Origin of the sequence: Cellulosimicrobium cellulans, from assembly GCF_007679345.1 — a bacterium.
Taxonomy (GTDB): Bacteria; Actinomycetota; Actinomycetes; order Actinomycetales; family Cellulomonadaceae; genus Cellulomonas; species Cellulomonas cellulans_A.
Window position 1 is genome coordinate 1 of record NZ_VEGH01000001.1, and the last position, 20,161, is coordinate 20,161.

General features: G+C 75.7%; 15 protein-coding genes. 6 read left to right on the forward strand and 9 right to left on the reverse strand.

Going from position 1 to position 20,161, the window contains the following annotated elements:
* Positions 1-104: 104 nt before the first annotated feature.
* From FS882_RS00005 to FS882_RS00030, 6 genes are all read right to left on the reverse strand, one after another.
* Complete coding sequence (locus tag FS882_RS00005; RefSeq protein ID WP_187365044.1) at positions 105-962, reverse strand: MurR/RpiR family transcriptional regulator; 858 nt, start codon at positions 960-962, stop codon at positions 105-107.
* Entirely contained in the window at positions 946-1,812 is an 867-nt protein-coding gene (gene phnE / locus FS882_RS00010) for a phosphonate ABC transporter, permease protein PhnE (RefSeq protein ID WP_410053250.1), read from the reverse strand. Before phnE (FS882_RS00010) ends, FS882_RS00005 begins: the two co-directional genes overlap by 17 nt.
* The gene (phnE, locus tag FS882_RS00015; RefSeq protein ID WP_187365045.1) at positions 1,809-2,651 is read right to left on the reverse strand and encodes a phosphonate ABC transporter, permease protein PhnE; all 843 of its coding nucleotides are present in this window, start codon (positions 2,649-2,651) and stop codon (positions 1,809-1,811) included. Before phnE (FS882_RS00015) ends, phnE (FS882_RS00010) begins: the two co-directional genes overlap by 4 nt.
* The gene (phnC, locus tag FS882_RS00020; protein WP_158370351.1) at positions 2,648-3,403 is read right to left on the reverse strand and encodes a phosphonate ABC transporter ATP-binding protein; all 756 of its coding nucleotides are present in this window, start codon (positions 3,401-3,403) and stop codon (positions 2,648-2,650) included. Before phnC ends, phnE (FS882_RS00015) begins: the two co-directional genes overlap by 4 nt.
* Positions 3,404-3,486: 83 nt before the next feature.
* Entirely contained in the window at positions 3,487-4,461 is a 975-nt protein-coding gene (gene phnD / locus FS882_RS00025) for a phosphate/phosphite/phosphonate ABC transporter substrate-binding protein (protein WP_410053251.1), read from the reverse strand.
* Between the two features lie 2 nt (positions 4,462-4,463).
* Positions 4,464-5,270: an HAD family hydrolase gene (locus FS882_RS00030; protein ID WP_187365046.1), complete on the reverse strand. Its 807-nt coding sequence runs from the start codon at positions 5,268-5,270 to the stop codon at positions 4,464-4,466.
* A 199-nt stretch (positions 5,271-5,469) separates the two neighbouring features.
* Between FS882_RS00030 and FS882_RS00035 the strand changes: the two genes are divergently transcribed.
* On the forward strand, positions 5,470-6,294 hold the full coding sequence (locus FS882_RS00035) for an amino acid deaminase (RefSeq protein ID WP_158369595.1): 825 nt from the start codon (positions 5,470-5,472) through the stop codon (positions 6,292-6,294).
* Positions 6,295-6,297: 3 nt separating this feature from the next.
* On the opposite strand, the gene FS882_RS20750 is transcribed toward FS882_RS00035, so the two are convergent.
* Together FS882_RS20750 and FS882_RS00045 are read right to left on the reverse strand one after the other, a co-directional pair.
* Positions 6,298-6,729, reverse strand: a complete 432-nt coding sequence (locus FS882_RS20750; RefSeq protein ID WP_187365047.1) for a PspC domain-containing protein — start codon at positions 6,727-6,729, stop codon at positions 6,298-6,300.
* A gap of 177 nt (positions 6,730-6,906) precedes the next feature.
* Complete coding sequence (locus FS882_RS00045) at positions 6,907-7,608, reverse strand: HAD family hydrolase (protein ID WP_158369597.1); 702 nt, start codon at positions 7,606-7,608, stop codon at positions 6,907-6,909.
* Between the two features lie 478 nt (positions 7,609-8,086).
* On the opposite strand from FS882_RS00045, the gene FS882_RS00050 reads away from it, so the two are divergent.
* From FS882_RS00050 to FS882_RS00065, 4 genes are all read left to right on the forward strand, one after another.
* The gene (locus tag FS882_RS00050) at positions 8,087-11,044 is read left to right on the forward strand and encodes a helix-turn-helix transcriptional regulator (protein WP_158369599.1); all 2,958 of its coding nucleotides are present in this window, start codon (positions 8,087-8,089) and stop codon (positions 11,042-11,044) included.
* A 168-nt stretch (positions 11,045-11,212) separates the two neighbouring features.
* Positions 11,213-11,899 (forward strand): alpha/beta fold hydrolase, encoded by a 687-nt coding sequence (locus FS882_RS00055; RefSeq protein ID WP_187365048.1) that lies wholly within the window; start codon positions 11,213-11,215, stop codon positions 11,897-11,899.
* Positions 11,900-12,013: 114 nt separating this feature from the next.
* Positions 12,014-13,702, forward strand: a complete 1,689-nt coding sequence (locus tag FS882_RS00060) for a long-chain-fatty-acid--CoA ligase (RefSeq protein ID WP_158369601.1) — start codon at positions 12,014-12,016, stop codon at positions 13,700-13,702.
* Between the two features lie 125 nt (positions 13,703-13,827).
* Positions 13,828-15,036, forward strand: coding sequence for a cobalamin-independent methionine synthase II family protein (locus tag FS882_RS00065; protein ID WP_158369603.1), 1,209 nt, complete (start codon positions 13,828-13,830; stop codon positions 15,034-15,036).
* A gap of 72 nt (positions 15,037-15,108) precedes the next feature.
* Here FS882_RS00065 and FS882_RS00070 read toward each other — a convergent pair whose 3' ends face one another.
* Positions 15,109-17,784, reverse strand: a complete 2,676-nt coding sequence (locus FS882_RS00070) for a phosphoenolpyruvate carboxylase (protein WP_262347951.1) — start codon at positions 17,782-17,784, stop codon at positions 15,109-15,111.
* Positions 17,785-17,995: 211 nt separating this feature from the next.
* On the opposite strand from FS882_RS00070, the gene tkt reads away from it, so the two are divergent.
* The gene (tkt, locus tag FS882_RS00075; RefSeq protein ID WP_158369605.1) at positions 17,996-20,161 is read left to right on the forward strand and encodes a transketolase; all 2,166 of its coding nucleotides are present in this window, start codon (positions 17,996-17,998) and stop codon (positions 20,159-20,161) included.

The following is a 20,161-nucleotide window of genomic DNA, read 5'->3' on the forward strand; positions in this document are numbered from 1 at the left end:
AGCGCTACATCGCCCGCGACCTGTTCCGACAGCTCGAACACAGCTGCCTACCGGCTTGACGAACCATAGGAGCGTCCCCGGGGCGGCGTGCCGGGGCCCCGGCCTCAGTCCGCGAGGTTGTCGCTGAGGATGTCGAGGACCTGGTCGTGCGTCGCCTGCGCGACCGACCCCGACCGCGCCGCCACGACCCCCACGAGCGACTCCACGAGCACCGCCAGGGCGATCCGGGAGGTGCGCTCCAGCTCGTGCTGGAAGGTCGTGGCGGCAGGTGCCACGACGAGCTCCACGTCGGCGAGCTCCCCGAGCGGCGACCCGCGGAACGACGTCACGGCGACGACGGCGGCGCCCCCCTGCCGCGCCGCCCTCGCCACCTTGAGCGTCGCCTCGCTGGCGCCGGAACCGCTGAGGACCACGCAGCCGTCCCCGGGCACGAGCCCGCGGGCGGCGATCTGCTGCCCGATGGAGTCGGCGACGAAGTCGGCGGGCCGGCCGACGGCGGTCAGCCGCATGGCCATGTCGGTGGCCAGCGGCGCGGACAGGCCGTTGGCGAGCACGAGCAGCCGCCGGGACGCGGTGAGCACGCCGACCGCCCGCTCGACGGTGTCCTCGTCGAGGACGGCCGTCACCTGCGGCAGGGCCGCCGCGAGCGCCGCGATGTCCGCGCGGAGCCGGCCGAGCGCGCTCGACCCGTAGTCGACCTCGTCGTCCCGGTGGGCGAGCTCGGCCGCGAGCGCCACCCGCAGCTGCGGGTAGCCCTTGTAGCCGATGGCCTGGCAGGCACGCACGACGGTCGACCGTCCGACGCCGACCCGGTCGGCGACCTCCTGGGCGGTGCTCTCCACGACCCGCTCGGGCTGGTGCAGCACCTCCTCGAGCACACGGCGCTCGCTGGCGAGCACGGTGGGCAGCGCGGTGGCGATCCGCACGGTGGGGTGCGCGACGACGTCAGGGCTGGACGGCACGGGAACGGGCTCCCTCCATGATCCGGCGGCGCAGGGCCCCGGACGCGGCGTCGACCGCCACGGTGACGACGACGACCACGATGAGCAGCACGCCGACCGTCGACCACTGCCGGTACTGCGTGTAGGAGGTGAGCATGTCACCGATGCCGCCGACGCCGATGAGGCCGAGCACGGCGGACGAGCGGACGTTGATCTCGAACCGGTAGAGCCAGAACGACCCGAACGCGGGCAGCACCTCGGGCCAGACGCCCCAGCGGAGCACGTGGGCGCCGGAGCCGCCGGCGGCGCGCACGGCCTCGACGGGGCCGCGGCCGATGCCCTCGATCGCCTCGTAGCCCCACTTGCCGAGGGTGCCGACGCCGTTGACCGCGAGCGCCAGGGCGCCGGTCAGCGGGGTCAGGCCGGTGACGGAGAGGATCACGATGGCGATGATGATCTCGGGCACGGCCCGGATCACGGCGAACACCAGGCGCAGCGCGCCGCGCACCGGCGCGGGCCCGTGGCCGCGCGCGGCGAGCAGGCTGAGCGGCGTGGCGACGAGGATGCCGAGCACGGTGCCGAGCCAGGCCATCGCGACGGATCGCCAGGTCTGCCGCAGCGCCTCGGGAAACGCGGACCAGTCGGGGGCGCTGAACATCAGCCACAGGTAGCGGACGACCTCCGACGGCAGGTCGGCGAGCCGACCCCAGGAGATGTCGACCGACCAGAAAGCGGCGACGACGACCACGACGACGGCCGCGGACAGCGCGCGGAGCGCGAGCCGGGACGGGCGCGGCGGCGGGACGACGGCGCCGACCAGCGGGGCGCCCCGGCCGGGGCGGGTGGTGGCGGGCGCGGCGGGGGCGGTCACGTCAGCCTCCGGCGGGCGGCGCTGCTGACGGCCTCGAGGACGAGCACCACGACGAGGATCTCCAGGATGATGAGCGAGAGCTGGTCGTACCGGTAGAACGACCGCACGGCGTCGATGAGCAGGCCCATGCCGCCCGCGCCGACCAGGCCGAGCACCGACGACGCGCGGACGTTGAGCTCCAGGACGTAGAGCAGCTGGTTCCAGAAGCCGGGCATCATGTCCGGCACCGCGACGGAGCGGTTCACCTGGAGCTGGGTGCCGCCCGCCGCGCGGGCCGCCTCGAGCGCGCCGGTGTCGGCGGCCTCCAGCTGCTCGGAGACGAGCTTGACGACGATGCCGACGTCGAACAGCACGAGCGCGAGGATGCCGGGCAGCGCGCCGACGCCGACCATCGCGACGAGCACGGACGCGTAGAGCAGGTCGGGCACGGCCCGCACGACGTTCAGCACGCCGCGGACGGCGCCGCGCAGGACCGGGTGCGGGTTGGTGGTGCGCGCGGCCCACAGGCTGAGCGGCAGGGCGACGACGCCGGCGACGGCCGTGGCGATCACCGCCATCTGCAGCGTCTCGAGCAGCGGCTCGACGGTGCGCGGGAAGAACGACCAGTCCGGCTGGAGCAGCGCGACGATCTTGTCGGCGCCGTTCCGCCAGTTCCGGGCGAGCGCGCCGAGGTCGACCTCGACGCCGATCCCGGGGGCGAGCGTGAGCGCGGTGACCGCGACCACGCCGGCCCAGCCGGCGGCGGCCTTCCACCGCCCCGCGGGGCGCCGCGGGGGCACCGGTGCGGGGCGCCCGGCGCGCCCCGGGCGGACGGGCGCGGCGACGTCGGCGGCGCTCACGAGCCCAGCACGTCGTCGGGGCGGATCGACCGGCCGTAGATGTCCTCGAACACCCGGTCGCTGGCGTCGGCCGCGGGGCCGTCGTAGACGACCTGACCGGCCCGCAGCCCGATCAGCCGCGTCCCGTACTCCCGGGCGAGGTCGAGCAGGTGCAGGTTCACGACGACGGTGATGCCGAGCTCGCGGTTGACCCGGCGCAGGTCCGACATGACGCCGTGCGCGGTGGGCGGGTCGAGGCTGGCGACGGGCTCGTCGGCCAGCACGGCGCGCGGCTGCTGGGCCAGCGCCCGGGCGATCGCGACGCGCTGCTGCTGCCCGCCGGACAGGTGGGCGGCGCGGTGCCAGGCCCGGTCGAGCATGCCGACCCGGTCCAGCGCCTCGTACGCCACGGCCCTGTCCTGCGCGGTGTGCGCGCCGAGCAGCGTGCGCCAGGTCGGCGCGTGCGCGACCCGGCCGACGAGGACGTTCTGCAGCACGGTGGCGCGGCCGGCCAGGTTGAAGCTCTGGAAGATCATCCCGACCTCGCCGCGCAGCGCGCGCAGCGCGCGGCCGTGGGCCGCGGTCACGTCGTGGCCGCCGACCTCGACGGTGCCGGAGGTGACCGGCACCAGGCCGTTGAGCGTGCGGATCATCGACGACTTGCCGGAGCCGGACAGGCCGACGACGGCCACCATCTCGCCCGGCTCGAGGTCGAGCGAGACGCCGTCGAGGGCGGTCACGCCGTTCGGGTACCGCACGACGACGTCGCGCATCCGGACGGGCCACGGCGCGGGCAGCGCGGCCGCGGCGGAGTCCGCCGCGGCCGCGCCGCCCGAGGCGGCCCGGAGGCCGACGCTCACTGCAGGCCGAGCTTCTCCGCCGCGCGGGCGACGACGTCGAGCGACGCCGGGTCGGCCGGGGCGAGCTTGGAGATCGAGTAGATGTCGGTGAGCACCTGCGAGCCCTCCTCGGTGTTCGAGAAGTCCTCGAGCGCCGTGGTGATGCGGTCCTGGAGCTCGGGCGACAGGGAGGCCGCGAGCGCGACGCCGTCGTTCGGGATCTCCTCGGTCAGGGCGAAGACGACGACCTTCTGGCCGACGTCCGGGGTGTCGCTCGCGACGATGGTGCGGGCGTCCCAGAACGAGAAGCCGACCTCGGCGTCGCCGTTGTAGACGGCCAGCACCGAGGCGTCGTTCGCCGTCACCGGGAGCTGCTCGATGTCGGCGTCGGTGTCGAGGCCGGCCTCCTGCAGCGCGAGGACGGGGTAGATGTAGCCGGCCGGCGAGGCCGGGCCGAGGAGGGCGACCTTGGCGCCCTCGACCTTGGTGATCGAGTCCAGGCCTGCGGGGCCCTGCAGGGCGTCGGCGCCGTTGCAGAAGAGCATGCCGTCGCGCTCGACGGGCTCGTCCTCGCAGTACTTGTCCGGGTTGTTGGTCATGAACTGGGCCGGGTACGAGATGTTGCCGTTGCGCTCGGTCTGCAGGACGACGCTGGCGTCGTACATGTCCGACGCCTGCCACAGCTGGAGCGAGGGCAGGAAGCCGATCTGCGCCTGGTCGGCGCCCATCGCCTCGACGGCGGCCTGGTAGTCCTTCGACACCACACCGGTCACCTCGATGCCGAGCTCCTCGGTGAGGTGGTCGGTGAGCGGCTTCGCGGTGTCGACGAGACCGTCCTGGTCCTGCGACGGGACGAGCGCGAGGGTGAGCGACGTGGGGTCGGCGGCCGTCTCGGCGGCGGACGGCGAGGCCTCGGCGTCGCCGGAGCAGGCCGACAGGGCGAGCGCGGCGACGGCCAGCAGGGCGGCGCCGGGCAGGACGTGCTTCGACATGGTCATCCTTCGGTCGTGACCCGGGCGGGGACCCGGGCGGGCTGGGGCTGGGACTCGGACGGTGCGGTGCGCCCGCTCGCGCGGACCCAGTCCCGGAGCGCCGGGTACAGCGCCGGCAGGTCGGGGACGGTCCACGTGGGGCGGGCCTCCGGCGGCGGGCGCCGGGAGATGAGCGCGGTCGCGTGACCGCGGGCGGCGACGGGCGCCAGGTCGTTCGCCCAGACGTCGCCGATGCTGAGCGCGCGGACCGGGCCGGCCGGGGCGACGCCGAGCCGGTCGAGCACGGCCGCCATGCCCGCCGGCTTGCCGACCTCGGTCAGCACGCCGTCGAGGAGGCCGGCCAGTCCGAGCGCCGCGAGCGTCTCCCGGAGCCGGATGGCCGGGGCGTTGGTGGCGAGCACGACGGTGGCCTCGGTGCGGACCTCCGCGAGCACGGCGGTCAGGCCCGGCGGAGCCGCCACCGGGGCGTCGTCGGTGCCGAGGGCGTGCCGGCTCGCGAGGTAGGCGGCCGACAGCGCGAGCGGGCCGACGCCGTGCTGCTCCGCGAGGACGCGCACCAGGTCGTAGCCGTCGAGCGGCAGCAGGCCGTCGCCGGACCCGCCGCGGGCGCCGGCCCGACCCGCCCGCCGACCGGCCGGGTCCGGGTCGCCCAGCTGCTCGACCGCGGCGGTCGCCTCGGTGAGGAACGCGCGACGGGCGTCGGGAGCCAGGCTCGCCGCCGCGGCGCGGGCGTAGGCGTGCACCGGCCCGTGCCCGACGGCGACGGTGCCGTCGAAGTCGAGCAGGAGGAGGGTGTCGGTACGGCTCACGGATCGCCTGACGTGCGGGGGCGGGTCGCCCGGTGGATCACGCCCGTCTGGACGCACCGTCCACGCTAGGGGTCCGTTCTGGACGAGATGACCACGGGTGGGTGAACACCGGTGAACGGCGGGCGAACACTCGCCCCCGGGCGCACCGGGGTGGTCCGGGCGGCCCCTCGGCGCCGGGACGCGCGGCTAGCGTGCCGCCGTGCCCGACGACCTCCCCCGCACGCCCGCCGTGCCCGACGACCTCCCCCGCACGCCTGCCGCGCCCGCCCCGCGCACCGACCGCGTCGCCGCACCCGAGCGCGTCGCCGCGTCCGACGGCGTCGCCCCGTCCGACCCCCCGGACGCCGCCGCGCTGCGTGCCCTCGACGACGCCGCCCGCGCCGCGGCGTTCGACCCCGACCGCGTCCTGCGCCCCGACGGGGTCGTCGGGTGGCTCGCCACGCAGGTCGACGACGACCGCGAGCGCGGGACGTTCGGCCGGTGGGGCCGGTCGACGGTCGTGGACGAGCTGACCGGCGCCCCGGTGGTGCCGGAGCAGGTGCTCGGCTGGCTGCAGCGCCGCGCCGGGCTCCCGGTCGAGTTCCCCGGCACCGACGCCGGCCTGGCCCACGTGTACGGATACCTGCTGTCGACGGCCACGACGTCGTTCGGGCGCAAGCGCGACCGGTGGACCGGCGGCGCGCTGGCCGCCGCGCTGGGGCTCGACCCGCGGCACCTGCTCCCCTGGCACCGTCCGGACGGCCGGACGCTGCTGGAGCGGGTGACCGACGCCGTGCTCCCGGTGCTGGCGGACCCCGCGGGGGCGCTGCTGGTCCGGGACGACGCCGTCCCCGGCACGGCCGACGCCCTGCGCACGGTGGTGGTCCGTGCGCAGGGCGTCGGGGGCGGGGCGCTGGTCTACGGGTGGGTCGGGCCGGGCGGCGTGCGCCCGGTCACCGCGTTCCCCGTCGAGGCGTCCCCGCGGTGGCTCCGCGAGACCGGGTCCCTCCTCCCGGCCCCGCGGTACAACGTGCTGGTGGGCTGAGGGTCAGCGCGGGCCGCCCGCGGGGTCCTGCGGCGGCTGCGGGGCCGTGGGCGGCTGCGGGGCCGGCGGCTGCTCGGCCGCGCCGGCGGACGACTGCGCGTACGGGGACGACTGGGCGTAGGGGGGCTGCTGCGCGTACGGCGGCTGCTGCGGCGCCGGGTAGCCGGGCCGCGCGCCCGGGAACGCCTGCGCGTACGCGGACGGCCCGTGCACCCGGGCCACCCAGTCCTCACCCGGCATGAAGATCCACAGCAGCGGGTAGATCAGCAGCGGGCTGCCCGGCAGGACGATCATCACGATCAGGAGCAGCCAGCGCATCGGCCACGCGTCGATGCCGAACCGCCGCGCGAGGCCGGCGCAGACGCCGCCCAGGACCCGGCCGTCCAGCGGCCGGACCAGGCCGCTCCGCCACAGGGACTCGTAGATGCCGGTCATCGTCGTTCTCTCCCGTCGGGTGCCGCTGTGCGCCGCGGTGCTCCGCGACACCCCCTACGGTGCCGGTCCCGCTCGCGGCGCACATCCGGGACCGACCCTGGCCGGACCCTGAACCGCACCCTGACCGGCGGCGGGAACCGGTCCGGGCGCACCCCGGGCGCCCGGAGCCCGCGGGGCTCAGGCCGGCCGCACCCGCACGCCCGCCCCGGTGACCTCGAACCGCACGGCGGACAGGTCCGCCACGACCAGGTCGGCACCGCCGCCCGGACCCTCGGGCTCGGTCGTCCGGAGGGCGAGGACGGCCGCACCCGCCGCGCGCCCCGACAGCACGCCGGACTCGGCGTCCTCGACCACCAGGCAGCGCCGGACGTCCACGCCCAGCCGGGCGGCACCCGCGCGGTACGGCTCGGGGTCGGGCTTGCCCCGCTCGACGTCGTCGGCGGTGACCACGACCGGCGGCACCGGGAGGTCCACCGCGGCGACCCGGGCGGCGGCCAGGCGGGCCCCGCAGGAGGTGACGACGGCCGCGCGCCCTGCCGCGCCGAGCCGCAGCGCGTCGGCCGCCCCCGGCAGCACCTCGATGCCCTCGGTGTCGGACACCTCGAGGTCGACCACCCGGGCGAGGGCCGCGGCGCGCACCTCCGGGTCCCGGTCGGGCAGCAGCAGGTCGACGATGTCCCGACCGGGGACGCCGTGGAACCGGAACGGCGCGAGGTCCGCGGTCGGCGCGCCGAACTCCGCGGCGAACCGGAGCCAGCACCGCTCGACCGAGCGGGTCGACGAGATCAGCGTGCCGTCCATGTCGAACAGGACGGCGTCGTACACCTCGCCGAGCACGTCGCGCGCGGGGGCGGGGCGGGGGCCGGTGGTCGCGGTCATGCACCCGAGCCTCGCACGACCGGCACGACCGGCACGAACCGCACGACCGGCACGGTCGCCGGCGGTCGCCGGCACGGGCCCCGGCTGCCCGGCCGGTCACCTCAGGTGCTCCTCAGGGGCACCTCAGTCCGCACGGAGCCGCCTCAGGGCCGCCTCAGCCGGGTCGCACCGGCGAGCCGTGCCCCCGGACTGGTCGGTCGACCGATCCGGCGCCCCCGGCCTCAGCACCAGTGTGGTTCCTGCCGGGAGGGGCCCGGCACGCCACCGCCGGACCGGCGGGGCACGCACCACAGGGGAGACCGACATGGACACCATCTGGGGCCCGGCGCTCGACGCCGAGGTGGCCTACCGCCAGGAGGTCGTCCGCGCGGCCGTGCGCGGGTCCGACCTGGGCTGGCGCTGGCGGCGCGGACGCCGCTGATCCGCCGACGGCAGAAGGAGGGGACGCGTGTCGGTGGAGGCTGCGACCATCGACCCCATGAGCCGGTCGGTGGGACGCGCGCCCTTCGTCGCCCGCGACGAGGAGGTCGCGGCGCTGCTCGCGGCCGTCGAGCGCGCCGCGACCGGCGAGCCCGGCCTGGTGCTGCTGGGGGCGGACGCCGGGGTCGGCAAGACCCGGCTGCTGACGCACACGGCCCGGCTCGCCACCGAGCGCGGGGCCACCGTGGTGATCAGCCACTGCATCGACCTGGGCGAGATCGGCCTGCCCTACCTGCCCTTCGCCGACGCGCTGCACCAGATCGTCGACGCGGACTGCCCGGGCGTCGCCGAGGTGGTGGCCGCGCGGCCCGCGCTGCGCCGGCTGCTGCCGTCGGGCGCGGCGGGTTCGGCGGACCCGGCCCGCACCGGGGCCGACGAGCAGGCCGAGCGGCTGCAGCTGTTCGACGGCGTGGCGGCCGCGCTCGCCGCCGCCGGGACCCCGGAGCGCCCGCTGGTCCTGGTGCTGGAGGACCTGCACTGGGCCGACTCGTCCAGCCGTGACCTCCTCCGGTTCCTGGTCGCCCGGCTCCGCGCGGAGCCGGTGCTGCTGGTGGGGTCCTACCGCGCGGACGACCTGCACCGCCGGCACCCGCTGCGCCCCGTGCTGGCCGAGCTCGGCCGGCACCCGCGCGTCGAGCGCATCGACCTGCCGCCGTTCACGCCGGACGAGCTGCGCGCCTTCACCACCGGGCTGGCGGGGCAGCCGCTGCCCGAGTCCGCGCTGCGGCGGATCCAGCGCCGCTCCGAGGGCAACGCGTACTTCGCCGAGGAGCTGACGGAGGCCCGCGGCGCCGGCGCCGAGCTGCCCGGCACGCTCGCGGACGTACTCCGCGCCCGGCTGGAGGTGCTCGACCCCGAGGTCCAGCGGCTCGTGCGCGCCGCCTCGGCCGCCGGGCGCCGGGTCGCCGAGCCGCTGCTGCGCGCGGTCGTGGCGGGCACCACGGACGACCCGGCGCGGCAGGCGGCGTTCGATGCGGCGCTGCGGGACGCCGTCGCGCACCACGTGCTGGTGGGCGAGGACCGCCGGATCGCCTTCCGGCACGCGCTGCTGGCCGAGGCCGTGTACGCCGACCTGCTCCCGGGCGAGCAGGTCGCGCTGCACCGGGACTACCTGCTGGCCGCCGCGGCCGACCCGTCGCTCGCCACGCCCGCGGAGCGCGCGCACCACGCGCTGCTGTCGCACGACAACCGGCTGGCGCTGCTCGCCTCCCGGGACGCCGCCCGCGAGGCCGGCCGGGTGCTCGCGCCGGCGGAGGAGCTGCGCCACCTGGAGACGGTGCTCCGGCTCTGGCCCGGCGTCCCCACCGCCGCCGAGGACCTCGGCGAGGAGCGGGTGGACGTGCTGCTCGCCGCGGCCGCGGCCGGCGGTCGGGCCGGGCTCAGCGACCGGGCCGTCGCGATGGCGCGGGAGGCCGTCGCGGCGGTCGAGCCCCGGGGTGCGGCGGACGGCGCCGAGGCCCGCCGGGTCGCCGCGCTGCGCACCACCCTGGCCCGGCACCTGCTCGGCGCCGAGCGGGTGGACGAGGCGCTGCGCGAGACCGACCGCGCGCTCGAGGCGCTGGCGGACCTGGGCGGCACCCCGGACGCGGCGCGCGCCTGGGCGCTCGCCACGCACGCCCGGGCCGCGCTCAACTCCGACCTGGACGACCAGGCCGAGGTGTCCGCGGCCGCGGCCGTGGACGAGGCCCGCGCCGCGGGTGCGGTGGACGCCGAGGCCGACGCGCTCATCTCGCTCGCCGTGCTCGTGGTGGACGACCGGGACCGCGCCGCCGACCTGCTGACCGTGGCCCTGCACCGCGCGCGGGACGCCGGCGACACCACGACGGAGCTGCGCTGCACGTACAACCTCGCGGCCAACCGGTACTACGCGGGCCGGCTCGACGAGGCCGCCGCGACCACCGCCGTCGGCCTGGAGCTCGCGGCCCGGTCCGGGCTGACCTGGAGCGCCTACGGCGTCGAGCTGCGGCTGTTCGCGGAGATCGTCCGGTACACCCGGGGCGACCTCACCCCGCCCGCGCCGAGCGCCGACCCCGGCCCGCCGCGCGCCGCCTCCGCGGTCGACGGGGTGCAGATGTACGCGGCCGTCGCGCGCGGCGACGCGGACGCGGCCGAGCGCGGGCTCTCCCTGCTGCACGGCCAGCACGACGACACGATGATCACGCTCATCGCGGGCGGCTGCGCCGTCGACGCCCTCACCTGGGCCGGGCGGCTGGACGAGGCGGTCGCCCTCGCGCACGAGCTGATCGACGAGATCAGCCGCGTGTGGTCCGACTACTTCCTCGGCGGCATCTGGCTGTCCGCCCTGGGGATCGCCGCCCTCGCCGACCAGGCAGCCGCCGACCGGCTCGCGGGCCGGGACCCCGCCCCGCGGCTCGACCTGGGCGCGCGGCTGCTCAACCGTGCCGTGGTCACCGCCGACCGCGGCCGCCCGCGGGGCGGGCAGCTCGGGCCGGAGGGACGCGCCTGGCTGGCCCGCGCGCACGCCGAGCACGCCCGCCTGCTCGGCGTCGCCGACCCGGACGCGTGGGCGGTGGCCGTCGCGGAGTTCGACTACGGCTACCGGTACGAGCTCGCGCGCACCCGCTGGCGGCACGCCGAGGCGCTGCTCGGCGCGGGCGACCGGGCCGCCGCGGGCGAGGTGGCGGCGGCGGCCCTCGCCGAGGCACGGGCCGTCGGCGCCGCCCCCCTGGTCACCGCCGTCACCGACCTCGCGCGCCGCGGGCGGCTCGACGTCCCGGGCGTGGTGGCCGGCGGCACGGACGTGCTCACGGGCCGGGAGTCCGAGGTACTGGCGCTCGCCGCCGAGGGTCTGAGCAACCGGCAGATCGGCGAGCGGCTCTACATCAGCGGCAAGACGGTGTCGGTGCACATGTCCCGCGTGCTGGACAAGCTGGGCGCCGGCGGACGGGCCGAGGCGGTGGCCATCGCGCACCGCCGGGGGCTGCTCGGGGTCTGACCTGCTGGTGCGCCCGGCGGCGCGGCGGCTCACCCGGGTGAACCGCGGCGGTCTCAGGCGCGTCCCAGGTTGGCCGGTTACCGTGGAGGGAGATCCCGCGGCCCGGACCACCGCCGCGGCCCCCTCGCCCGGCCACGGACGGCCGCGCTCCCTCCCCCGGAACGGCGCATGTCCCTCCCCCAGCAGCAGCCGCACCCCATCGTGCTCGTGCACGGCACCCGCACCTCGTCGAAGATCTGGGACGACCAGGTCCGCGCCCTCACCGAGGGCGGGCACCCGACGATCGCGATCGACCTGCCCGGCCACGGCACCCGCGCCCACGAGCGCCTGACGTTCGAGGGCGGCCTCGCCGCGATCGACGCCGCCGTGCGCGCCTGCGCCGAGCCGCCGCTGCTCGTCGGCCTGTCGCTCGGCGGGTACATGTCGCTCGCGTACGCCGCGCGGCACGAGGACCGGCTGGCCGGCGTCGTGCTCGCGGGCTGCTCCACCGACCTCAAGGGCAAGCCGCTGAGCACCTACCGCCGCGCGTCGCGCCGGGTGGTGCAGGCGCTCGGCCTGGGCGGCGGCACCTGGCACGTGGTCACGGACATGCTGAGCGCGCTGCACGGCTACACCCCGGTGCAGGACCTCCGCCGGCTCGCGCTGCCGGTCTGGCTGGTGAACGGCTCCCGCGACCCGCTGCGGTTCGGCGCCCGCCGCTACCTCGGCGCGCACCCGGGCGCCCGGCAGTGGGTGGTGCCGAACGCCGGCCACGACGTGAACAGCCACGCGCCGGTGGCGTTCAACCGGATCCTGCTGCACGTCCTGCGGGACCTCGCGCAGCGGGTGCCGTTCGGCGCCCCGCGCCTGGGCTGACGCACCGCGGCGCGCCCACCGCCTCCGCCGCTGACTCCGCAGCAGGTGCGCGGTTCCAGGGTGCGAACCCCGCGTGCGCTGCAGGCTCGGCGCCGGTGCTGCCACGATGGCGGCATGACCTCGACCGACGACCGCCCCTGGATCGCGCAGTACCAGCCCGGCGTCCCCGCCGACATCGAGCTCCCCACCGAGTCCCTGGTGGCGATGCTCGACCGCTCCGTCGCCGAGGCGGGCGGCGCGCCGGCGCTGGAGTTCTTCGGCCGCCGCACCTCGTACGCCGAGCTCGGTGCGCAGGTCCAGCGCGCCGCCGAGGGGCTGCGCCGGCTGGGCGTGAAGCCCCGCGACCGGGTCGCGCTGCTGCTGCCGAACTGCCCGCAGCACGTCGTCGCGTTCTACGCGGTGCTCCGCCTGGGCGCGGTCGTCGTCGAGCACAACCCGCTGTACACCTCCCGCGAGCTGCGGCACCAGTTCGAGGACCACCAGGCCCGCGTCGTGATCGCCTGGGACAAGGCCGTCGAGCAGGTCCGCCAGTTCCCGGCCGACGTCGGCGTCGACCACGTCGTGTCGGTCAACCTGCTGCGCGCGTTCCCCGCGGTGAAGCGCGCGGCGCTGTCCCTGCCGGTGCCGAGCCTGCGCGCCACCCGCCGGTCGCTCACCGCGCCGGCCCCGGGGACGATCCCGTGGGAGGACCTGCTGTCCCACGGCCCGCTCGACCCCGCGCACCCGCGCCCCGCCGTGACCGACCTGGCGGCGATCCAGTACACGTCCGGCACGACCGGGCGCCCCAAGGGCGCGATGCTCACCCACCTGAACCTGTACGCGAACGCCCTGCAGGGCGAGGCGTGGATGCACGGGGCCGAGTACCGCAAGGAGGTGTTCTACGCGATCCTGCCGATGTTCCACGCGTTCGGCATGACGCTGTACCTCACCTACGGCGTGCGCAAGCAGGCGCTGCTCGTGCTGTTCCCGAAGTTCGACACGACGCTCGTCCTCGACGCGATGAAGAAGTCGCCCGCCACCGTCTACTGCGCGGTGCCGCCCATCTACGAGCGCACCGCGATGGCCGCCAAGGAGCGCGGCGTCTCCCTCGCGTCGTGCCGGTTCTGCATCTCCGGGGCGATGAACCTGCCCGACGCCACGGTCGAGCTGTGGGAGTCGATGTCCGGTGGCCTGCTCGTGGAGGGCTACGGCATGACGGAGTCGTCCCCGGTGGCGCTCGGCAACCCGTTCCACCCCACCCGGCGCACGGGCACCATCGGCATCCCGTTCCCGTCCACCCGGATGCGGGTCGTCGACCCCGAGGACCCGACGTCGGACGTCCCGCAGGGCGAGCCGGGCGAGCTGCTGCTGCACGGCCCGCAGGTGTTCGCCGGGTACTGGAACAACCCCGACGAGACGGCCGCGACGCTGCTGCCCGGCGGCTGGCTGCGCACCGGCGACGTCGTCACCGTCGACGCCGACGGGTTCACCACGATCGTGGACCGCGCCAAGGAGCTCATCATCACCGGCGGGTTCAACGTGTCCCCGTCCGAGGTCGAGGCCGTGCTGCGCGGCCACCCGTCGGTGGCCGACGCCGCCGTCATCGGCAAGCCGCTGGAGCGCGGCGGGGAGCAGGTGGTGGCCGCTGTCGAGCTCGAGCCCGGCGCCACCCTGGACGAGGCGGCGCTGCGCGCGTACTGCCGGGAGCACCTCGCGGCGTACAAGGTGCCGCAGCGCGTGGTCGCGATCGAGGACACCCCGCGGTCGATGCTCGGCAAGGTGCTGCGCAAGCAGGTGCGCGAGCAGGTGCTGCCCCGGCTGTGACCGGCGGCGGCCTGACCGACCCCGGCACCCACGCACGGCGGGGCCCGACCCCTGGACGGGCACCACCCGGGTCCGGGCGCGGTGCGACGATGGGCCCGCACGTCCGCCCCGAGCCGGGAGACCCGATGATCCGCAGCACCGACCACATCCTCACGAGCCAGGCCGGCAGCCTCCCGCGCACGCCGGAGCTGATCGCCGCCAACGCCGCCCGCGAGGCCGGCCAGGACGCCGGGGACCACGCCGCCCTGCTCCGGGACGCCGTCACGGACCTGGTGCGCCGTCAGGTCGACCTCGGCCTGGACGTGCCCGGCGACGGCGAGTTCGGCAAGGCGATGACCAGCGCGATCGACTACGGCGCCTGGTGGTCGTACTCGTTCCAGCGGCTCGGCGGCCTGGAGCTGCGCGACGGCGCCAGCTGGATCTTCAAGGACGTGCAGTCCGGCCCCGGGGACGTCCGGGTGACCGGCTTCGGCCGGCGCCGCGACCGGGCACGGTTCGAGGAGGCCTACGCCGACCCGACGAGCGGCGTGTTCCACGGCGGCGACCCCAAGCCGTTCCCGACCGCCGTGGCCCCGGTGACCTACACCGGCCAGGACGCGGTGGCCGCGGACGTCGCCAACCTGCGCGCGGCGCTCGACGCCACCGGCGCGCAGGAGGGCTTCATCACCTCGATCGCCCCGGCGTCCGCCGCCCGGATGGACAACGACTACTACGCGACGGACGAGGAGTACGTCTGGGCGCTGGCCGACGCGCTGCGCGAGGAGTTCGTCGCGATCATCGACGCCGGGCTGGTGCTGCAGATCGACGACCCGTCGATGGCCGAGAACTGGGACCAGATCACCCCCGAGCCGACCGTCGAGGACTACGTGCGGTTCACCGAGCTCCGGGTCGAGGCGCTCAACCACGCGCTGCGCGGGCTGCCCGAGGACCGGATCCGCTACCACCTGTGCTGGGGCTCCTGGCACGGCCCGCACACCACCGACCTGCCGATGAAGGACATCGTCCGGTCGATGCTCAAGGTCAACGCGGGGGCCTACTCGTTCGAGGCCGCCAACGTCCGGCACGAGCACGAGTGGCGGGTCTGGGAGGACGTGCAGCTCCCCGAGGGCAAGCTCATCCTCCCGGGCGTGGTGTCGCACGCGACGAACGTCGTCGAGCACCCCGAGCTGGTCGCCGACCGGATCGAGCGGTTCGCGCGCCTCGTCGGCCGGGAGAACGTCGTCGCGGCCACCGACTGCGGCCTCGGCGGGCGGATCCACCACCAGATCGCGTGGGCCAAGCTCGAGACCCTGGTCGAGGGTGCGCAGATCGCCACGAAGCGCCTCTGGGCCTGACGCCCCCGGAACGCCGACGGCCCGGCACCCCTCGCGGGGTACCGGGCCGTCGTGCGTCCGGGGCCGGTCCGGTCAGCCGGTGTTCTGCAGGCCGGCGGCCACGCCGTTGACGCTCAGCAGCAGCAGCCGCTTGTTCTCCTCGACCAGGTCCTCCGACTCGCCGGTGCGCAGCGCGCGCAGCGCCCGGATCTGCAGCAGCGACAGCGCGTCCACGTAGGGGCTGCGCAGCTGGACGGCCCGGCCGAGGATCCGGCGGCGGGACAGGATGCGGTCGGAGCCGGTGATCGCGAGCACCCAGTGCCGGGTCAGCGCCATCTCCTGCAGCACGAGCTGCGCCAGGTCGTCCCGGTCGCCCAGCGCGAGGTACCGCTCGGCCAGGCGCTCGTCCGTCTTGGCCAGCGACATCTCGACGTTGTCGATCATCGTGCTGAACAGCGGCCACTCGGCGTACGCGGCCTGCAGCTCGGCGAGGTCGCCCACGGAGTCCAGCGCGGTGCCGAGGCCGAACCAGCCGGCCAGGTTGGTCCGGGCCTGCGACCAGGAGAACACCCACGGGATCGCCCGCAGGTCGTCCAGCGACTCGACGGACAGGCCGCGGCGCGCCGGGCGGGAGCCGATCGGCAGCAGGCCGATCTCCTCCAGCGGGGTCACCTGCGCGAACCACTGCGGGAAGCCCTCGGCGCGCACCAGCTCGTAGAACCGGGTGCGGGACGACGCGTCCAGCGCGGACGCCAGGTCGGCGAACCGCTCGGTGGCGGCCGCGTTCCGCTGCTCGGTCGACGGGGCGCCGGCCAGCAGCGTCGCCGCGGCCACCTGCTCGATGTGCCGGGCGCCGATCGTCGGGTTCCCGTAGCGCGCGAAGATGACCTCGCCCTGCTCGGTGAGCTTGAACCGGCCGTCGACCGAGCCCGGGGGCTGGGCCAGCACGGCGCGGTTGGCCGGGCCGCCGCCGCGCCCGAGGGCGCCGCCGCGGCCGTGGAACAGCGTGAGGCTGATGTCGTGCTTCGCGGCCCAGGCGGCGATCCGGCTCTGCGCGACGTCGAGCGCCAGGGTCGCGGCCACCGGACCGACGTCCTTGGACGAGTCCGAGTAGCCCAGCATGACCTCGACGCGGCGGCCGTTCTCCGCGAGCCGCGCCTGCACGGCGGGCAGCGTGAGCATCGACTCCAGGATCTCGACGCTGGCCTCGAGGTCCGCGAAGGTCTCGAACAGCGGGATCGCGTCGATCACCGGCCGGGTCGCCGGGTCCGGGAACACCAGCTCGGCGAGCTGGTAGACCGCGGCCAGGTGCTCCGGCGCCTGGGTGAACGACACGATGTACCGGCGGGCGGCGGCGACGCCGTACCGGCGCTGCACGGCACCGATCGCGCGGTAGGTGTCGAGCACCTCGACGGTGCGCGGCTCCAGGTCGCCGTCGAGGCCCTTGGCCGCGATGTCCGCGAGCGCGGCGGCGTGCACCTGCGAGTGCTGGCGCACCTCGAGCTCGGCGAGGTGGAACCCGAAGGTCTGCACCTGCCAGATGAGCTTCTGCAGGTCGCCGAACGCGACACGGGTCGCGCCCGCGGCCTCCAGGGAGCGCTGCACGACGTCGAGGTCGGCCAGCACCTCCTCCGGGCCGGCGTAGGACAGGTCCGCGTCCCGGCGGCGGGTGGCGGCGAGCCGCTCCGCGACCATGCGCAGCGCGCGGCGGTGCGGCTGGTGCCTCACCTCGGCGGCGGCCTTGGTCGCGGCGTCCTCGGACAGGTCCCGCTGCCGGTGCCACAGCGCGGTGAGCTCCGCGCTGGCCGGGGTGCCGGTGTCGTCGAGCGTGAGCTTCGCGGAGACCTTCCGCGCCGACTCCTCCAGCGCAGTCAGCACGTGCTCGCTCGCGAGCGCGGCGGCCGCCCGGGTCACCTCGGCGGTGACGTTCGGGTTGCCGTCGCGGTCGCCGCCGATCCACGAACCGAGGCGCACGAACGGGCGGACCGCCGGCTGCTGCCGCCCCGCACCCTCGCCGGACAGCCAGTCGTCCAGGCGGCGGTACACGGTCGGGAACGTGTCGAACAGCGTGGTGTCGAAGATGTTCATCACGGTGCGGACCTCGTCCAGCACCGTGGGCTTCTGCGCCCGCAGCGGCGACGTGCGCCACAGCGTGTCGATCTCCTCGAGGATCCGGCGGTCGTTCTCCGCGCGGGAGGTGCCGCCGGCGGCGAGCGCGTCGCGCTCGGCCAGCAGGTCGGAGATGCGCCGGATCGCCCGGGACACCGAGCGGCGGCGGGCCTCCGTCGGGTGCGCGGTGAGCACCGGGCGGAACTCGAGCTCCTGCAGCCGGCGCACGGCCTCGTCGCGGCCGACCTCGTTCGCCAGCGCGTCGATCGCCGCGGGCAGGGAGTCGTCCTGCATGAGCTCGCCGGCCGGCAGCTCCGCCTCGCGGGCGCGCAGCACCCGGACGCGGTGGTGCTCCTCGGCGAGGTTCGCCAGGTGGAAGTAGCAGGTGAAGGCGCGGGCGACCTGCTGGGCGCGCTCGATGGAGAAGGAGCCGACGAGCTCCTCCGCCTCCGTGAGCGCGGACAGGTCCTGCTCGTCGTGCGCGCGGATGGTCAGCGCGCGGACGCGCTCCACGTCGTCGAACAGGTCGTCGCCGCCGGACTCGCGGATCACGCGGCCGAGGAACTCGCCGAGCATCCGGACGTCGTTGCGCAACGGGTCGGGGACCTCGTGGCGCGCGAGGCCGCGGCGGGCCTCGAGCGAGGGCTGGGGGTCGGTCACCGGTCAAGCGTAGGTCAACCGTCCGACGCACGAGACGCGTGTCCGCCTGTCGGCTATCTCACCCGGACGCCGCGGCCGTGGGCCCGATGTCCCGCGCCACCGCGCGGGAGTCTAGGCTCGGAGGCAGTGCCCGCGGCCGGTCCCCCGCGACCGGGCGAGCAGCAACCCCCGATGATCCGGGCCGCCGAGGTCCGGGCGGAAATGAGGTGCGGTGAACGCGAAGGCTCCTGTGGCCCAGCAGGTCGGTTGGACCGAGCTCGACGTCAAGGCCGTCGACACGGTGCGTGTCCTGGCCGCCGACGCGGTCGAGAAGGTCGGCAACGGCCACCCCGGCACGGCGATCAGCCTGGCCCCGGCCGCGTACCTGCTCTACCAGAACGTGCTGCGGCACGACCCGGCGGACCCGCACTGGCTGGGCCGCGACCGGTTCATCCTGTCGGCGGGCCACTCCTCGCTGACGCAGTACATCCAGCTCTACCTGGCCGGCTTCGGCCTGGAGCTCGAGGACATCGAGGCGCTGCGCACCTGGGGCTCCAAGACCCCGGGCCACCCCGAGTACAAGCACACCAAGGGCGTCGAGATCACCACCGGCCCGCTCGGCCAGGGCATCTCCTCGGCCGTCGGCTTCGCGATGGCGGCCCGCCGCGAGCGCGGCCTGCTCGACCCCGAGGCGGCGCCGGGCACCAGCCCGTTCGACCACTTCGTGTACACGATCTGCTCGGACGGCGACCTGCAGGAGGGCGTGTCCTCCGAGGCCTCGTCCATCGCCGGCACGCAGAAGCTCGGCAACCTCATCGCGATCTGGGACGACAACCACATCTCGATCGAGGGCGACACCGAGATCGCGTTCACCGAGGACGTCCTCAAGCGCTACGAGGCCTACGGCTGGCACGTCCAGTTCGTCGACTGGACCGAGGGCGGCGAGTACACGGAGAACGTGGACGCGCTGCACGCCGCGATCGAGGCCGCCAAGGCCGTCACCGACCGCCCGTCGTTCATCGGCCTGCGCACGATCATCGCCTGGCCGTCGCCGACCAAGCAGAACACCCACGGCTCGCACGGCTCCAAGCTGGGCACCGACGAGGTCCGCGGCCTCAAGGAGGTGCTCGGCTTCGACCCCGAGAAGTCCTTCGACGTCGACCCCGAGGTCATCGCGCACACCCGCAAGGCCCTCGAGCGCGGCGCCGCCGCCAAGGCCGAGTGGAGCAAGGGCTTCGACGCCTGGCGCGAGGCCAACCCGGAGCGCGCCGAGCTGCTCGAGCGCCTGCGCGCCGGCAAGCTGCCCGCCGGCTGGGCCGACGCGCTGCCGACGTTCCCCGCCGGCAAGGCCGTCGCCACCCGCGCCGCCTCCGGCGAGGTGCTGTCCGCCCTCGCGCCGGTGCTGCCCGAGCTGTGGGGCGGCTCCGCCGACCTCGCCGGCTCGAACAACACCACCATGAAGGGCGAACCGTCCTTCATCCCGGCCGAGCGGTCCACCCACGAGTTCGCGGGCGACGAGTACGGCCGCACGCTGCACTTCGGCATCCGCGAGCACGGCATGGGCGCGATCCTGTCGGGCATCGCCCTGCACGGCCTGACCCGGCCGTACGGCGGGACGTTCTTCACGTTCTCCGACTACATGCGCGGCGCCGTCCGCCTGGCCTCGCTCATGGGCGTGCCGGCGATCTACGTGTGGACGCACGACTCGATCGGCCTCGGCGAGGACGGCCCGACCCATCAGCCGGTCGAGCACCTCACCGCCGTCCGGGCCATCCCGGGCCTCGCGGTCGTCCGCCCCGCCGACGCCAACGAGACGGCGCAGGCGTGGAAGGCGATCCTCGAGCGCACCGACGGCCCCGCCGCGCTCATCCTCACCCGGCAGAACGTCCCGACGTTCCCGCGCGGCGAGGAGGGCTTCGCGTCCGCCGAGGGCGTGGCCCGCGGCGCGTACGTGCTGCTCGAGGCGTCCACCGGCACGCCGGAGGTCATCCTCATCGGCACCGGCTCCGAGGTGCAGCTGGCCGTCGCGGCCCGCGAGACCCTCGAGGCCGCCGGCGTCCCGACCCGCGTGGTCTCCGCGCCGTCGCTGGAGTGGTTCGCCGAGCAGGACGAGGCCTACCGCGAGTCGGTCCTCCCGTCCTCGGTGAAGGCCCGCGTCTCCGTCGAGGCCGGCATCGCGCTGTCCTGGTGGAAGATCCTCGGCGACGCCGGCCGCGCCGTGTCGCTCGAGCACTACGGCGCCTCGGCCGCGTACGAGACGCTCTACGAGGAGTTCGGCATCACGGCGGACGCCGTGGTCGCGGCGGCGCACGAGTCGATCGCGGCGGCCCGCGGCGGCAGCACCCCGGCGACGGACGCCAGCGCCCCGACGGAGAGCGGCACGGGCGACCAGCTCTGA

Bases quoted from the DNA above. Each gene is read 5' to 3' on its own strand.
- FS882_RS00055 (WP_187365048.1), top strand. From the start codon at position 11,213: ATGTCCCTCCCCCAGCAGCAGCCGCACCCCATCGTGCTCGTGCACGGC.
- FS882_RS00050 (WP_158369599.1), top strand. From the start codon at position 8,087: ATGAGCCGGTCGGTGGGACGCGCGCCCTTCGTCGCCCGCGACGAGGAG.
- FS882_RS20750 (WP_187365047.1), bottom strand. From the start codon at position 6,729: ATGACCGGCATCTACGAGTCCCTGTGGCGGAGCGGCCTGGTCCGGCCG.
- FS882_RS00060 (WP_158369601.1), top strand. From the start codon at position 12,014: ATGACCTCGACCGACGACCGCCCCTGGATCGCGCAGTACCAGCCCGGC.
- phnC (WP_158370351.1), bottom strand. From the start codon at position 3,403: ATGCGCGACGTCGTCGTGCGGTACCCGAACGGCGTGACCGCCCTCGAC.
- phnD (WP_410053251.1), bottom strand. From the start codon at position 4,461: ATGTCGAAGCACGTCCTGCCCGGCGCCGCCCTGCTGGCCGTCGCCGCG.
- FS882_RS00065 (WP_158369603.1), top strand. From the start codon at position 13,828: ATGATCCGCAGCACCGACCACATCCTCACGAGCCAGGCCGGCAGCCTC.
- FS882_RS00045 (WP_158369597.1), bottom strand. From the start codon at position 7,608: ATGACCGCGACCACCGGCCCCCGCCCCGCCCCCGCGCGCGACGTGCTC.